Here is a 14,714-nt window from a genome sequence, read left to right as displayed (position 1 = left end):
CCCTGGGCCCTCGAAGCCCAACGCATCCTCGCCGAAGACTGGAACGTCGCCGCCACCGTCTACTCCGTGACCTCCTGGAACGAACTCCGACGCGACGGACTCGCCGCCGAAGAACACGCCTTCCTGAACCCCGGCCAACCCGCCCGCACCCCGTTCATCACAGAACAACTCGCAGGCCACACCGGACCCGTCATCGCCGTAACCGACTACATGAAAGCCGTCCCCGACCAAATCCGCCAATACATCCCCAACGACTTCGCCTCCCTCGGAGCAGACGGCTTCGGCTTCTCCGACACCCGCCAAGCCGCACGCCGCTACTTCAAAAACGACACCCACTCCATCGTCGCCAAAACCCTCCAGCTGCTGGCGGCGAGGGGCGAGGTCGAGGAGGGCGCGCCGTCGTACGCTATTGACCGCTACAAACTGCTCGACGTGAACGCCGGTACCACCGGCGGAGCAGGCGGCGACGCCTAACAACCGCACAAACGACAGTTGGCGGCAGTGTTCGTGAAGAACACTGCCGCCAACTGTGTTTCGCGGGTTTCTTGGGCCCGGACCTAGGTCCCCAGGTTCCTCCGGTCCACCACAAAGCCGGTTGCCGCGTTTTCGCGGACGGCGTTGATGCCGGCCACTACGGCCTTCAGGTTCGGAAATTGTGGCGACACTGCCACAATCGTGCCGTCCTCGGCGGTGAGCCTAAACCGGAATGAGTTGGATCCTGCCTTCAGAATTTCGAAATTGCCAGCCATTTTCCCCTGTTCTTTCACGCGTCGTTGCGCCTCCGAGCTGACTTCATAACTCCCACCTAGACGATATCGGCCATTTCAGACGGCCAAAAGCCCTACTGATGGGTAATTTACAACCGATATCGGTAGAACATTTCGAAAGCCCCCAAGGAGCTAGAGACCGCATGCAACCCCGCGCGTATCGTGAGGATATGACTGACTCCGGCATGGCCCCCACCACGGGTGTGCTCCTCGCTGCAGGGGCCGGCACCCGCTTGGGCCGCGGCCCCAAGGCGCTGCTCCCGTTCCGCGGCCGGACTTTGGTGGAGGTTCTCGCCAACACCCTGTTCGACGGCGGCTGCCGCGAGGTTGTGGTGGTGCTGGGCGCCGAAGCCGACCGTGTCAGAAGCATCACGGATCTGGGCCCCTACGTGGTGGTAGAGAACGAGCAGTGGGGCAAAGGCATGGCGGGCTCTTTCCGCGCCGGAATCGACGCCGCCACCCCTGGCAACAGCATCATGGTGGCGCTGGTGGACCAGCCCGGTTTAACCCCGACGGCGGTGAGCAGGCTGCTGGGCAGCCACCGTCCCGGCCGGGTCACCGCAGCCGCTTATCCTGATGAGTCAGGCCACCTGAAGCGCAGGCACCCGGTGATTTTCGACGTCGGACTCCGCGCCGAAGCCGCTGCGGCGGCGCACGGTGACACCGGTGCGCGATCGTTCCTGAAGGCGCATCCGGGCCTCGTGGACCTGGTGGACTGCAGCGACCTTTGCTCCGGCGAGGATCTGGACACAAAGGACCAACTGCACCTGCTGGAGATGTAAGTATTGGTGCCTGGGTCAAGGGCCCGGGTAACTTGGGACGCATGATCCGCATCGACCTTGACGATCCCGCACGCCCCGATGTCCACCAACTCCTCAGCGAGCACCTGGCCGATATGTTCGCCACCTCCCCGGCGGAGAGCGTGCATGCGCTGGACCACTCGGCGTTGTCGCACGGGTCCATCACGTTCTGGACTGCCCGCGAGGACGGGGTCTTGTTGGGATGCGGTGCCTTGAAGACGCTCTCCGCCGGGCTGGCCGAGATCAAGTCCATGCGCACCACGGCCAACGCGCGGGGACGCGGGGTGGCTACCTTGATGCTGGAGCACATCGTGTCCGAAGCCCGTGGGCGCGGGTTCGAGCGCGTGAGCCTGGAAACGGGAACCGAGGATTACTTTGCTCCCGCCCGCCGGTTGTATGCCCGGCACGGCTTCACCGAATGCCCGCCATTCGGGGACTACACCATGGATCCCAACAGTGTGTTCATGGAGCTGGCCGTCTCACCCACGTAGCGGCGCTCACCCATGTAAGTAGCAGTTGAGGTCGTTCCCAGCGCTGGGAACGACCTCAACTGCGACCTAGTTGGGGATCAGGGTGCGGTCGCGGAGGGCCAGGTAGATCTTGTCCCGGGCAATGGGCAGCTCGCCGAAACGGATCCCTGTCGCGTTGCGGATCGCGTTGGCCAGTGCCGGCGCCACGGGGTTGAACGGGCTCTCGCTCATCGACTTTGCACCCAGCGGGCCCGTGGAGTCGTTGGTGGTGGCGAAGTACACCTCGCTCCGGGGCACGTCCGCGAACGACGGAATGTGATACTGCCGCAGGATATCCGTGGTGACCCGTCCGGCGTCGTCCACTTTCACTTCCTCGTACAGCACCGCGCCGAGGGCCTGCGCGATGCCACCCTCGATCTGCCCACGGCACTGCCGCGGATTCACCACAACACCGGCGTCGGCGGCCTGGACACTTTGCAGGATCCGCAGCTCACCGGTTCCCGTATTAACAGCCACCCGGAAGCCATGGACGTTGAACGCGACCGATCGCGGCGTCCCACCCCAGTTGCCGTCGGTGGCGAGTCGAACGCCTTGCAGCCGGGCGGCGTCGACGATTTCCGTCAGTGTCACCGTGCGATCACCGCATTCGACGGCGCCATCCACCAACCGGCAATCCGTCAGGGCCGCCCCGGTCAGCGAGGCGGCCACCGTCTGGATCCGGGTGGCCAGTTCCAGCGCGGCACCGAGTGTCGCTTTGCCGGCCACCACGGTTCCGGCCGATCCAAACGCGCCGGTGTCGTGCTCCAGGAGATCTGTATCGGACTGGCGGACCGCCACCTTTGACGCTGTGGTGGCCAGGGCCGTGGCGGCCAGCTGCGCATGCACCGTTGTGGTGCCGTTCCCGAATTCGGCAGTACCGACGTCGACGGCGAACCTTCCGTTCGCTTCCAGGCTCACCCGGGTGTGGGCGAAGTGGCCGCGGGGCGGAACGGTGTCGATCATGGACAGGGCAGAGCCTTCCCCCACTACCCAGTCCGGACCAAGGTCATCCAGGCCAGCGGCCCGGTAGCGCTCCTTGCCGCGGTCCAAAGCGTCCCGGACCAAGGCCACACACTGGTCGAGGCCGTAGCTGCCGTAGTGGACGTCTTCCTCGGGCTCGGGCGTGGTGGACAGCATGTGATCGCCGGGCCGGACCATGTTCTTGAGCCGGAACTCGAGCGGATCCATGCCGATGCCGACAGCCAGCTCATCGATGGCCGACTCGATCGCGAAGATCATCTGGCTCAGCCCATACCCCCGGAAAGCACCCGCGGGGACGGTGTTGGTGTAGACGGCGTGGGCATCCACTTTCTTGTTCACGCACTTGTAGACGGCCAAGGATTCTCCGCAGCCGTGGAACATCACACCGGGAGCGTGGTTTCCGTAGGCACCGGTGTTGGTGAGGACGTTCAGCTGCAACGCAGTGAGGGAACCATCGCGGCTGGCGCCCGCCTTGAGGTGAATGGTGAAGGGATGGCGCGTAGTGGTTGCCGTGAACTGTTCCGTGCGAGTGAACTCCAGCTGCACGGGCCGCTTAAGCGTCAGGGCGGCGAGAGCCACCAGGTCCTCGGTCAGCACTTCCTGCTTGCCTCCGAAGCCGCCGCCAACCCGGCCTGCCACCACACGGATGGTCTCCGGTGCCAGGTTGAATACCCGGCTCAAGGTCCGCTTCACCAGGAACGGAACCTGCGTGGACGAACGGATGATCAGCCTGCCCTGCTCATCCAGCCAGGCAATGGCCGAGTGCGTTTCCATGGCCACGTGCTGCACCCGTTGGGTTTGGTACGTGTGCTCGTGGATGAAGTCGGCAGCAGCGAAGCCATCAGCAACGCTGCCCAGTTCGGCATGGACCTCGGCCACCACGTTGTGGTGGGGGCGCGAGATCCGGGATGCTTCGCCATCCTTCTCCCCGTGAATCGTCGGGGCACCGGGGAGGATGGCCTCTTGAGGGGTGAAGACCGGTTCCAGCAGTTCGTACTGAACGGCCAAGGCGCGGGCGCCGGCCTCAGCCGCACCCACAGACTCGGCGACGACGGCCGCAACGCGCTGTCCGATAAACCGCACCACGTTGTCCAGTACACGGGTGTCGTCGGGATCGTCGGTGTAATTCTCATGCTGGGCAGTGGAGAACAGCTGCTGCGGTGCGTCCTCATGCGTAAACACCGCCACGACGCCGGGGACAGCCAGCGCCGGAGCCTTGTCAATGGACACGATCCGCGCGTGGGGGTGCGGCGAACGCAGGAGTTTCAGGTGCAGCAAACCCTGAAGTTGCTCGGCCGGGACATCCAAGGTGTACCGGGCCGTTCCAGTGACGATCGCCGGGCCGGCGGGTGCGGGAACGTTGTCGCCGAGTTGACCGGGAGTGGCGGGCACACCCGCCGTGGGAACAGCGGCAGGTGGCTGCGCCCCACCCGCCCCCGAAACTGAACGCGCCCCCGAAACGTCAGCTCCGGCGTCGTGCTGGTGGTCGGCGTCGTGCTGGTTGTCGCCGTGACCACACACCGCGTCTGCGATGGAGCGATATCCGGTGCAGCGGCACAGGTTGCCCTTGAGGTTGCGGGGCAGGTTGGCGCGTTGCTCGTCGTCGAACGTTGCAGCCGTCATCATCATGCCGGCGGTGCAGAAACCGCACTGGAACCCCTGGGCTTCCAGGAACTGCTCCTGCACAGGGTGGAGGCCGTCTGCGGTGGACAAGCCCTCGATGGTGGTGACTGCTTTGCCCTCGGCACGGACTGCCGGGTAGATGCAGCTGTGGACGGGAGCGCCGTCAACATGGACCGTGCAGGCTCCGCAGTCGCCGCCGTCGCAGCCCTTCTTGACGCCAAAGTTGCCCTCTTCGCGGAGGAATGTGCGGAGGCACTGGCCGGGGCGGGGTGTGGCCTGCGAGGCAGATCCGTTGATCTCAATTGCCATTCGGGGCCTCCTTCTGCTGGGTGGTGGATGGTACGGGCTGCGTGGACGGCTGGGGTGAGGTGTTGTGTGGTGGCCAGAAATCGCCGGACACGGTCATGGACTCGCCCAGCAGCTCGGCGCGGATTTCTTCGGCCAGCTTGAACGTCATGTCGCGGCGCCAGGCAGGGAGCCCGTGGATGTCGTCGTGGTACAGCGGCCAGGGAATGGAATCGCCGACGGCGTCAGCCAACGTCCCGGCGTCGGGAACCTGCCCGGCGGGGAACCTCAGTTGTACGGGCCTTTTGGTGGACGCGGTGACGGTGATGACCAGGCCGCCGTCGGGGTCGAGCCGCCCGATCAGCAGCACGCCTGAGCGCCCGAGGTTGCTGAGTGACAAACGCCGGAAAGCAACCCTCGCGGAAAGGGCGCTGGCGGGGAGGTGGATGCTCCGCAGCAACTCCCCCGGCTCAAGGGCAGTCTGCATATCACCCGTCACGACGTCGGACACAGGAATCTTCCGGCTGGTGCCGTCCGGGCCGAGGATGGTGGCGACGCCGTCCAGTCCGGCGCACAACGATGTCATGGGCCCTGCCGGGAGGCCGGTGCAAATGTTGCCGCCCACCGTGGACATGTTCCAAATCTTGAACGAGGCCACGAACGAATCGCAGCACGGGCGGATCAGGGCCAAGCCAGGCCATTCACGGCTGGCTGTTTCGGCGGTTTGCGGCAAGGCGTACAGCTCGGCAACGGTGCAGGTGGCGGCGAGTTCGATGCCCTCGTCCGTCACTGTCACGGCGGGCCAACCGGCCTCGCCAAGGTCAAGGAGGCGCTTGAGGACGGTGCTTCCGTAGGAGAAGAGGACCGTTCCACCGGCGAGCCAGGCATCGCCGTCGCGCCATTGTGCCGGGTCCGTGGTGGGGACCACGGCCTCGATGGTGTTCATGTCCATGGGTCCTCCTGAGTGAGGTGTTGAGGTGCTGGGTGGATCGGAGCCGGGTGAATCGGGCCGGTGCTGTCCTTGAGGGAGGGGAAGCCGGCCGTGCTGGCCCCACGCTCCGCGGCGGCCGCCCCGCGTTCCGCCACGATTTCCGCCGTGATGGATACCGCAACTTCCGCGGGGGTCACGGCGCCGAGGTTCAGTCCGATGGGCGAATGCAGCCGTTCCAAGGACTCCGGCGGCGTGCCTGCCTCGAGCAGGGCGTCGACCCGTTGCCGATGGCTTCTGCGGGATCCCATCGCCCCGACGTATGCCAGGTTGAAGCGGAGGGCGGTCTCCAGCAAGGGAATATCAAACTTGGGATCGTGGGTCAGGACGCACACCACCGTCCGGTTGTCGATGCGGCGGGCTGCTGCTTCGGCTTCCAAGTAGCGATGCGGCCACTCGGTCACCACCTGGTCTGCCCCCGCGAAGCGGCTTTGCCGGGCGAAGGCAGGCCTGGCGTCGCAGAGGGTGACGTTATAACCGAGGAGTTGTCCGGCCGGGAGCAAGGCGGCGCCAAAGTCGTTGGCGCCAAAGATCAGCATCCGCGCGGCCGGCAAGCGGCTTTCGACGAACAAAGTGATGGGCTCGGGCCGGGTTTCCTCTTCCTGGTGCTCCGCTGCCCACCTGTCCGTGGTGACCCAACCATCGATGCAGCCCTCCGGCGGGGCGAGCCGGACCAAGCCGGCACGTCCGCCTTGGAGCAGCGGCTCCACCTGCGCGGCGGCCGCGAAGAGTGTGGAGGGATGGTCGCCCACCAGCTTGGCCAGTTCCTCCGATTCCATCGCGCGGAACCTCACAGGATCATGCACGACGACGACACCACCTGCCGCGTCCAGCCTGCGGATCAGTGCCACGGCAGGCGGGGCTTCGGCGGGGTGTGCTTCGGCAGGGTGTGCCGTGGTGGACTGGCCTTGGAAGGATGCCAGTCCGGAGAAAACCGAAAGTTCAGTGAAAGCGGAAAGCTCCGGAGCGCCTGCTCCGAGCGGCTGGATGTGGACTTCCAATTCTCCTCCACAGGTGAGCCCTGCTGCGAAGGCGTCCTCGGAACTGTAGCCGAACGACTCCAGGCGGGGGCCGCCGTCGCGCATTGCTTCCAGGGCCGCTTCCACCACGGCACCTTCCACGCAGCCTCCGGACAGGCTGCCGAGGATTTCGCCATGTTCGGAGACCATCATGGAGGTCCCCATGGGCCGTGGCACGGAGCCGCCGGTCCCTACGATCGTGGCCACAGCACATCGCTGGCCGGAGACCGCAGGCCGCCAGCTGCCCAGTGAAGGCATCAGATCCAGCATGGCAACACGTCCTTTTTCCAGGTGTCCCGGCCGGGTGGCCCAGCCGGAGCAGTGCGCGATCTTGCCTCATATTCTCATTTCCAGAGGTTGTTGAGGGGAAGTCGCGGCTAAGTCAGTAAGAGTTCAGTCAGTCAGAGTTCATGGGAACGGGGGCAAGGGCTTCATCTCCCTGCCCCCGTTCCTTGACGGAGCGTCGGCCGCCCAGCCGCCGCCCGCCGTCGTGCCCGTATTAAGGGGACGACGACAGCGGACGCCTATTCGTGCGGTGGGTACCGACGGACCGCCGATCAGAGTGCCGGAATGTCCGCCGGCGCGGGGTGCGGCTCCGGGTCAGACGCCCATCAGGGCGTTGATGGGGCCACGGGCGAAGTAGATGATGAAGCCTGCCGTGACCACCCACATGAGCGGGTGGACCTTCTTGGCCTTGCCCGATGCCGCGCTGATCACGGCGAAGGAGATGAATCCGACGCCGATGCCGTTGGCGATCGAGTAGGTCAGCGGCATGGTCACGATGGTCAGGAACGCAGGGAGGGCGATCGAGAACTTGGTGAACTTGATCTCGCGAATCTGCGCCATCATCATTGCACCCACCACCACCAGGGCTGCTGCCGCAACTTCCAGCGGCACCACCGAGGTGAGCGGGGTGAAGAACATCGACCCCAGGAACAACAGGCCGGTGACCACGGAGGCCAGGCCGGTACGGGCGCCTTCGCCGATGCCGGCTGCGGAGTCGATGTACACGGTGTTGGATGAACCGGAGGTTGCGCCACCCACCACTGCGCCCATGCCTTCAACAATGAAGGCCGACTTCAGTTTGGGGAACGTCCCGTCCTTATGTGCCACGCCAGCGCTCTTGGCCAGGCCCGTCATGGTACCCATGGCGTCGAAGAAGTTGGTGAACACCAGGGTGAAGACCAACATGGTCGCAGCCAATCCGCCGATCCTGGCGAAGGAACCGAAGAGATCGAACTGGCCCACCAGGCTAAGGTCCGGGACGGAGACCAACTGGCTGGACAGAATGGGGACGTTGAGGTGCCAGCCGCCGGGGTTCTCAGCTGAGCCGGGACCGATGTGGAAGACAGCCTCGGCAACGGCGGCGAGGATGGTAGTGGCGACGATGCCGATCAGCAGGCCGCCCTGGATTTTGCGTGCCACGAGGATGCCCATGGTCAGCAATCCGATGATGAAGACAAGGGTGGGGATGGAGGTGATGGAGCCGTTGTCGCCGAGTTGAACCGGCGGACCGCCCGTGGTGGCACGGACAAAGCCGGAGTCGACAAAGCCGATGAAGGCGATGAACAAGCCGATGCCCACGGTAATGGCGGCCTTCAGCTCCTTGGGGACTGCCTTGAAGATCGCCGTCCGGGCGCCGGTGGCACCGAAGATGACAATCAGGATGCCATTGATGACCACCAGTCCCATGGCTTCGGGCCACGTGACTTCCTGGATGACCGCGACGGCCAGGAAGGAGTTGATGCCCAAGCCGGCCGCGAGGCCGAAGGGCAGGTTGGCGACGAGACCGAAAATGATGGTCATGACGCCGGCAGTCAGGCCCGTAACAGCGCCGACCTGTGCAGCTGAGAGCCAGCCGCCGGCGACGTCGGTGGGAGCGTTCTCGGCCGAGAAGCCGCCAAGGATCAGCGGGTTCAGGATGACGATGTACGCCATGGTGAAGAACGTGACCAGGCCGCCGCGGAATTCACGGGCCAGCGTGGATCCACGCTTGGAGATCTGGAAGAACTTGTCCAGGAAGGAGTTCGACACCGGGGGCTTCTTGTTGCCATCAGCCAGGCCGGTTGCCGTGTGCTTTGCCGCTGTGGGCTCTGCGCCGTCTCCCTGGGGAAAGAGCGCAGCCTGCTTCTCAGCGGAATTGTCCAGGATTGTCATGTCAGCCACCGGGCCCTAGTAGTCAATCCTGGAATCAAGCGTGTTCCATGTGGTGAACGGCTGGAGGGCCGCCGGAGCCTGGGGGTCGCCCAACTCCAGCTTGGCTACCGGCATCAGCGCGTCCCGGTTGTCGTTCTCGAAGTACTCGTAGAAGACAGCGTCATCGAAGCCGACGGATGCGGCGTCGTGACGGTCTGCGGCAAAGAACACACGGTCAACGCGTGCCCAGAGTGCGGAGGCCAGGCACATGGGGCATGGCTCGCAGCTGGTGTAGAGGGTTGCTCCGCTGAGATCGAAGGTCCCCAGTTCGCGGCAGGCGTTACGGATGGCCGTGACTTCTGCGTGTGCGGTGGGATCATTCGTGGCGGTGACGCGGTTGACGCCTTCGAAGGCTCGTCCGTCCGCGGTGACAATGACGGCGCCGAACGGGCCCCCACTGTTAAGGACATTGGCTGTTGCCAGCTCAATGGATGTGGCCAGGAATTGCTCGGCCGTGACGGTTGTACTCATGTTGCGACTTCCTTAGTGCTGAGGAAGCCAGGTGACCTGTTTGGGGGCGCTACAGAGATGAGCTCCAGTTAGCTTGGTTACCAGGCTTCAGCATGTGCGATGAAGGTTAAGTTGCGCCTGGTAGATAGCTTCCCGAGGTCCGGGTGCCCGCCTTTGGCAGTTAGAGCGTAACACCAGGTTTGTGAGCCGCGCCATAGTTTTTTGAAAACTTAATTTCGTCATGCGAAATTACTGAGTGGGTGGGGTGGTGCGGGGGCTGGTGCCCGAATGTGACCGCAGGCACCCCGCGGGCGTTGACTGCCGCCGTCGAGCATTCTACGCTTTTCGGACTGGGCCGCTTTCTGGCGGTCCGGCAACCTGGATCAGCAGACAGGGCCTAACTGAGCTGGAACGCGTACACGCCGACCAGACAAGGAACCTGTTATGACCCGTCTTTGGATCAAGAATCCGCTGGGAATTTTCACCGCAAACGACCTCGACGCCGGTGGCGGCTTGGTGGTTTCCGACGGGAAAATCGTAGAGCTGGTGCCGTCGGGCGGGCAGCCTTCTTCTCCCGCCACCGTCTTTGACGCCTCCTCCCACGTGGTTCTGCCCGGCCTCATCAACACGCACCACCACTTCTACCAAACCCTCACCCGCGCGTGGGGGCCCGTGGCCAACGCTCCCCTGTTCCCGTGGCTCCAGAATCTCTACCCCGTGTGGGCGCGGTTGACCCCCCGCAGCCTTGAACTTGCCGTGCAGGTTGCGCTGGCAGAGCTGCTGCTTTCCGGCTGCACCACCGCCGCGGACCACCACTACCTCTTCCCCGACGGCATGGAAGACGCCATCGACATTGAGGTGGCAGCCGTGCGATCCATGGGAATGCGCGCCACCTTGACCCGCGGGTCCATGACCTTGGGAGAGGACGACGGCGGGCTGCCGCCCAGGACCACGGTCCAGTCACCTGAGGCGATCCTTGCGGACAGCGAGCGGCTGATTCGTCAGTACCACGAAACCGGCGATGGGGCCGTGGTGCAGATCGCGCTTGCCCCGTGCTCACCCTTCTCCGTGACCAAGGAAATCATGGCCGAATCTGCGGCCATGGCTGAGCGGTTCGATGTCCGACTGCACACTCACTTGGCCGAAACGATCGACGAAGAAGACTTCTGCAAATCCATGTTCGGGCTGCGGACCGTGGACTATCTGGAGTCCGTGGGCTGGTTGGGCAACCGGACCTGGCTGGGCCACGGCATCCACTTCAACGACGAGGAGATTGCGCGGCTGGGAGCCGCGGGCACCGCCGTCGCGCATTGCCCCACCTCCAACATGCGCCTGGCCTCCGGAACCGCGCGGGTCCTGGAACTCGAAGCAGCGGGTGTCCCGGTTGGGCTGGGAGTGGACGGATCGGCGTCGAACGACGCCTCCAACATGATCCTCGAAGCCCGGCAGGCACTGTATTTGCAGCGGCTCCGCTACGGCGCTTCGGTTCCCGTGGAACGCGCGCTCGGCTGGGCAACGCGTGGGTCGGCTGCAGTTCTGGGTCGCTCCGATATTGGGCAGCTGGCCCCCGGACTTCAGGCGGATTTGGCCCTATTCAAGCCCGACGAACTGCGCTTCTCCGGCAGCCACGACCCCGTAGCTGCGTTGCTGCTCTGCGGGGCGGACCGTGCCGACCGGGTGATGGTGGGCGGTGTTTGGAGGGTTGTTGATGGCGCGATTCCACGGCTGGACGTTGCCGGGCTGATTGCTGAGCACTCGGCTGCGGCCCGGAAGTTGGTTGCGGGGTAGCTCTGGCTTCCCCCTTGCGCGAAATCGCCGGAACGCTGCCCCTTCGCAGGGAACGTTCCGGCGAGTTCGCTGGTTTCCAGCGACTTCGTTTGCCGATGGCGAGAAGTTTCCTAGATGGTGACCTTGTAGACGTGATGCGTGTACTCGTTGGCGAATGAGTCCGTGAATTTTCCGTTTTGGACAGAGATGGTGCGGTTCTCACCCACCACCTCCACCTGCGTACCGGTAATCCCGGCCGGAAGAGTGAACGTCTTGGCGCCGGTAGCACCATTCACACCGATCCCAGCGAAGAGATATGCACTCCCATCCTTCGCTTTGAGCATCGTGTCCGTGCCCGTGGCGCCCGCGTTCCACACATAACTCTGCGTGTTGAGTATAGGTGCCAAGGCCTGGATGCCGGCAAGGGCAGTCTTGATCTTTGCCTTCCGGTCAGCCGGAGCCTGTACCAGTGAATACGTCCCGAAGCCTGCCTGGCCATTGTTGTTGTGTTGGAAGATACTGATCCCGCGTGCCTCGTGGATGATGCCGGACCACATAGCGCCTTCCATCTGCTCCGGTGTGATGGTGCGGTCATTGGAGGCATTCAGGAACGGGCGTGCCGACTCAACGAAGATCCAATTCGGATGGATACCCGGCGCCGACTGGAACTTCCGCATCTGGTCTATCTGCCAGCCATAGGCCGCCGAGGTGGCCGTCTTAGCACCCTGCGGCCATGCCGGCGTCCGGTTCAATTCATCCTGCAGATCCGCCCTGGCATACATGTAATTGTCAACGGAGGCAGCATCAACGGCGGCCATGAAGTCGTCCATCAGACCAGGCGCCCAATAGGTGCCCAGGATGCCCTTGGAATAGTTGGCGAACGCAAACCTGCCGTCATTGAAACCACGGATCTGGGCCACCTTGTTCTTCATCTGCTGAAGGTTCTGCTCATAGGTTGAACCGTTGCAGCCGAGCCCCAGCATGTCGCACTCGTCATAGGTGTCCCAGCCCACCACATTCGGATTGCTGCCCACTTCAGTGCGGGACCATTCCGTTCCGGCGATGACCAGCATTCCCGTGTTCGTAATGGAGGCCATCGCGGAGCCGTCGTGCTCTGCGTTCTGGTAGACGTTCACGCCGATGTCCTTCAGCTGGGTGGCGTGCTCAGGTTTGCCGTAATAGACGCTGACAGGGAACAGGTTGGGGTTGTTGAGCTTCGCTGCGCCGGGGAACTTTGCCCAATACCCAGGGCCGCCATCCCAGGGAACCCGTGCCAGGTTGGCGAGACTACCCGTGCCCGGGGTTGGGGTTGGGGTTGCTGTGGTCGCACTCGGCGTCGGCGTCGGGGTCGCCGTCGCAGTTGCAGTACGGGTAGACGTCGCCGTCGGGGTCGGCGTCGCCGTCGCAGTTGCAGTACGGGTAGACGACGCCGTCGGGGTCGGCGTCGCCGTCGCAGTTGCAGTACGGGTAGACGTCGGCGTCGGGGTGGGCGTCGCCGTCGGAGTTGCAGTGCGGGTGGGCGTCGCCGTCGGGGTTGCAGTGCGAGTAGAAGTGGGAGTCGCCGTCGGGGTTGCAGTGCTAGCAGTAGGCGACGACGTGGGTGCCGTTGCGGTTGTCGTCGGTGTCGGCGTTGGCGTCGTGCACCCAGCGAGAGCCAACGCAATCACCGCCCCAAGCATTGAGACCTTGAGTTTCATGACATGTTCCTTTGGGGTAGCAGCCACACATCGGCTGCTGCGGCGCCGGATCCCCACGCCCGGCTCGTTTGTCTCCTGCCAAGGCAGGGATTTTAGCCAGAGTGAACGTCCTGGCATAGCTCGATGACGAGCGTCAATTTTTACTCGACATGCTGCGGTGCGACGCGTGCGGCCATATGTCCGGCGCCATCGAGCGAGCAAGCGCAACCCGTCAGTCAGGGCTGCAACGACCTTGAAGACCCAAAAGGGTGGCCGTCAGCCCAGCTTACGTGAAGCCCTAAGCACCCTGCCGATTGTTACGCAGATCACATTTCGCCATTTCGATGCTTCGCTGCGCATTAGGCGGCAGGAGTCGTCTGTTGCGCAGCGAGTCATCTATCCGGCTGCGCGGAGAGCCCGCAGCACGCGAAACTTGAACTCCTGCTCCTGGAACAAGTCCCGCATCTTGATGCGAATGAACGTCCACCCGTCCTCCATCAGTGCCTTTTCGCGTTGTCGTTCCTGAAAAATGACCTCTTCCGTTGGCGCGTAGTCGAAGTACTTCACCCTGCCGTCGAACTCCAAGGCCAACTTCTTGTCGCGCCATGCAAAGTCCAAGCGATGCTTACCCTCGGTTGTTCGAACTTCCACCTGAAGTTCTGGTGGCTCAATGCGGAGTCGCATGAGAAGTTCCCGACTTAGAGTCTCGCCCGGTGACTCGGATCGGGCATCGGCATTTTTCACAGCGCGTCGCAGCGAAAGCACTCCGTTTCTGCCTGACAGCGCTGCGCACAATTGGGCCAGCCTCGTCGCATCCGCACCAATGCGGAGAGCATGATCCATCAAGACAAGGCTCTGCCGGTAGTCAAGCATCAGGCAGCAGTCCACCACCGTCCGCTCCAGCGATGTACACGGTAGTCCGTCCACAAAGACCACCTCGCCTTCCTCGAGCATTCTGGAATGGGCGACTACATCGCGGCCGTGCGAAATCGGCGACGGCGTCTTCTTCTGCGTGATGTGCACACGGTCGTCAACGTCCCACAGGAACAGGCGGTGGAGGCGAGCAGCGGAAGTATGGCTGTAGACCAAGCCCCCGCTTGACGTAGTGAGTGTCCCATGGGCGTGCGCGGCGATCAGTTGTCGGCTTCGGACCCAAGGTTTTTGCGCCGCCCAGGTCCGCCCACGAATGTAGCAGCCACGGCGGAGCCTCACCAGCACTCCCCCTCGCACTAGGGCCGCAATGGCACGGGCATTGAATCCTGCCTCGTTAAGCTCGCCCGTCCTCCACAAATCCATGACGGGTGGGAGTTCCTTGGGGGCGGTAGTAGTCATGAGCCAAGCTTCGCCAGGCCCGCGACCCAGGGACAGGCGTGCACCGCCCTATGTGGAAAAGTCCGAATCTATGGGTCGCTGCTGACTAGACGACTCCTACCGTCTACTCCGCAGCGAAGCATCGAAACGGGGGCCGCGGCACACGAAACCGGGTGGGTGCAGCACACAGAAGGCACGCAAAAGCGGGCGAGGCAGGCCCAGCCCATTTCGATGGCTAGCTGCGCACTAGACGACTCCTACCGTCTACTCCGCAGCGCAGCGTCTGTCCGGAGTCACTCCCGAGTTCCGAACCGACCGGGATCTCCTAAGAACCAGGACGCC

At 63.9% G+C, this 14,714-nt stretch carries 12 protein-coding genes; 4 read left to right on the top strand and 8 right to left on the bottom strand.

Annotated features, from left to right (window positions below; translation table 11 throughout):
* Positions 1-474, top strand: a 474-nt coding sequence (locus tag RQH14_RS22920) for a transketolase-like TK C-terminal-containing protein (RefSeq protein WP_396136350.1), incomplete at its 5' end; no start/stop codon positions are given.
* 83 nt (positions 475-557) lie between these two features.
* Here the strand turns inward: RQH14_RS22920 and RQH14_RS22915 are convergent.
* Entirely contained in the window at positions 558-749 is a 192-nt protein-coding gene (locus tag RQH14_RS22915) for a DUF1508 domain-containing protein (RefSeq protein ID WP_311215412.1), read from the bottom strand.
* A gap of 161 nt (positions 750-910) precedes the next feature.
* Here RQH14_RS22915 and nboR point away from each other — a divergent pair, with 161 nt between their 5' ends.
* On the top strand, positions 911-1,549 hold the full coding sequence (gene nboR / locus RQH14_RS22910; protein WP_311215411.1) for a nicotine blue oxidoreductase: 639 nt from the start codon (positions 911-913) through the stop codon (positions 1,547-1,549).
* Between the two features lie 41 nt (positions 1,550-1,590).
* Positions 1,591-2,058 carry a GNAT family N-acetyltransferase gene (locus RQH14_RS22905; protein ID WP_311215410.1) on the top strand — a complete coding sequence of 156 codons (468 nt, stop codon included), beginning with the start codon at positions 1,591-1,593 and terminating at the stop codon, positions 2,056-2,058.
* A 66-nt stretch (positions 2,059-2,124) separates the two neighbouring features.
* Here the strand turns inward: RQH14_RS22905 and RQH14_RS22900 are convergent, their stop codons facing one another.
* The 5 genes from RQH14_RS22900 to RQH14_RS22880 form a co-directional block, all read right to left on the bottom strand.
* Entirely contained in the window at positions 2,125-4,989 is a 2,865-nt protein-coding gene (locus RQH14_RS22900; protein WP_311215409.1) for a molybdopterin cofactor-binding domain-containing protein, read from the bottom strand.
* On the bottom strand, positions 4,979-5,917 hold the full coding sequence (locus RQH14_RS22895; protein WP_311215408.1) for an FAD binding domain-containing protein: 939 nt from the start codon (positions 5,915-5,917) through the stop codon (positions 4,979-4,981). Before RQH14_RS22895 ends, RQH14_RS22900 begins: the two co-directional genes overlap by 11 nt.
* A complete protein-coding gene (locus tag RQH14_RS22890) occupies positions 5,908-7,242 on the bottom strand; it encodes an XdhC family protein (protein ID WP_311215407.1) in 1,335 nt (444 codons plus the stop codon). The genes RQH14_RS22895 and RQH14_RS22890 overlap by 10 nt, the downstream gene beginning before the upstream one ends.
* 330 nt (positions 7,243-7,572) lie before the next feature.
* Positions 7,573-9,129 (bottom strand): NCS2 family permease, encoded by a 1,557-nt coding sequence (locus tag RQH14_RS22885; RefSeq protein ID WP_396136351.1) that lies wholly within the window; start codon positions 9,127-9,129, stop codon positions 7,573-7,575.
* A gap of 15 nt (positions 9,130-9,144) precedes the next feature.
* A complete protein-coding gene (locus RQH14_RS22880; RefSeq protein WP_089596165.1) occupies positions 9,145-9,639 on the bottom strand; it encodes a nucleoside deaminase in 495 nt (164 codons plus the stop codon).
* A 423-nt stretch (positions 9,640-10,062) separates the two neighbouring features.
* Between RQH14_RS22880 and RQH14_RS22875 the strand changes: the two genes are divergently transcribed.
* Positions 10,063-11,406, top strand: coding sequence for an 8-oxoguanine deaminase (locus RQH14_RS22875; RefSeq protein WP_311215405.1), 1,344 nt, complete (start codon positions 10,063-10,065; stop codon positions 11,404-11,406).
* A 110-nt stretch (positions 11,407-11,516) separates the two neighbouring features.
* On the opposite strand, the gene RQH14_RS22870 is transcribed toward RQH14_RS22875, so the two are convergent.
* Together RQH14_RS22870 and RQH14_RS22865 are read right to left on the bottom strand one after the other, a co-directional pair.
* Complete coding sequence (locus RQH14_RS22870; RefSeq protein WP_311215404.1) at positions 11,517-13,082, bottom strand: hypothetical protein; 1,566 nt, start codon at positions 13,080-13,082, stop codon at positions 11,517-11,519.
* Positions 13,083-13,457: 375 nt separating this feature from the next.
* Complete coding sequence (locus tag RQH14_RS22865) at positions 13,458-14,393, bottom strand: hypothetical protein (protein WP_311215403.1); 936 nt, start codon at positions 14,391-14,393, stop codon at positions 13,458-13,460.
* Positions 14,394-14,714 lie beyond the last annotated feature (321 nt).

The organism is Arthrobacter sp. WCS2018Hpa-7 (assembly GCF_031843805.1).
Taxonomy (GTDB): Bacteria; Actinomycetota; Actinomycetes; order Actinomycetales; family Micrococcaceae; genus Arthrobacter.
The sequence above is the reverse complement of the archived record's forward strand: the minus strand, read 5'-3'. Positions and strand labels throughout refer to the sequence as shown.

Excerpts from the sequence above, each read along its gene's own strand:
- nboR (WP_311215411.1), top strand. The coding sequence starts at position 911 with ATGCAACCCCGCGCGTATCGTGAGGATATGACTGACTCCGGCATGGCC.
- RQH14_RS22885 (WP_396136351.1), bottom strand. The coding sequence starts at position 9,129 with ATGACAATCCTGGACAATTCCGCTGAGAAGCAGGCTGCGCTCTTTCCC.
- RQH14_RS22865 (WP_311215403.1), bottom strand. The coding sequence starts at position 14,393 with ATGACTACTACCGCCCCCAAGGAACTCCCACCCGTCATGGATTTGTGG.
- RQH14_RS22880 (WP_089596165.1), bottom strand. The coding sequence starts at position 9,639 with ATGAGTACAACCGTCACGGCCGAGCAATTCCTGGCCACATCCATTGAG.
- RQH14_RS22905 (WP_311215410.1), top strand. The coding sequence starts at position 1,591 with ATGATCCGCATCGACCTTGACGATCCCGCACGCCCCGATGTCCACCAA.
- RQH14_RS22870 (WP_311215404.1), bottom strand. The coding sequence starts at position 13,082 with ATGAAACTCAAGGTCTCAATGCTTGGGGCGGTGATTGCGTTGGCTCTC.
- RQH14_RS22890 (WP_311215407.1), bottom strand. The coding sequence starts at position 7,242 with ATGCTGGATCTGATGCCTTCACTGGGCAGCTGGCGGCCTGCGGTCTCC.
- RQH14_RS22915 (WP_311215412.1), bottom strand. The coding sequence starts at position 749 with ATGGCTGGCAATTTCGAAATTCTGAAGGCAGGATCCAACTCATTCCGG.
- RQH14_RS22895 (WP_311215408.1), bottom strand. The coding sequence starts at position 5,917 with ATGGACATGAACACCATCGAGGCCGTGGTCCCCACCACGGACCCGGCA.
- RQH14_RS22875 (WP_311215405.1), top strand. The coding sequence starts at position 10,063 with ATGACCCGTCTTTGGATCAAGAATCCGCTGGGAATTTTCACCGCAAAC.
- RQH14_RS22900 (WP_311215409.1), bottom strand. The coding sequence starts at position 4,989 with ATGGCAATTGAGATCAACGGATCTGCCTCGCAGGCCACACCCCGCCCC.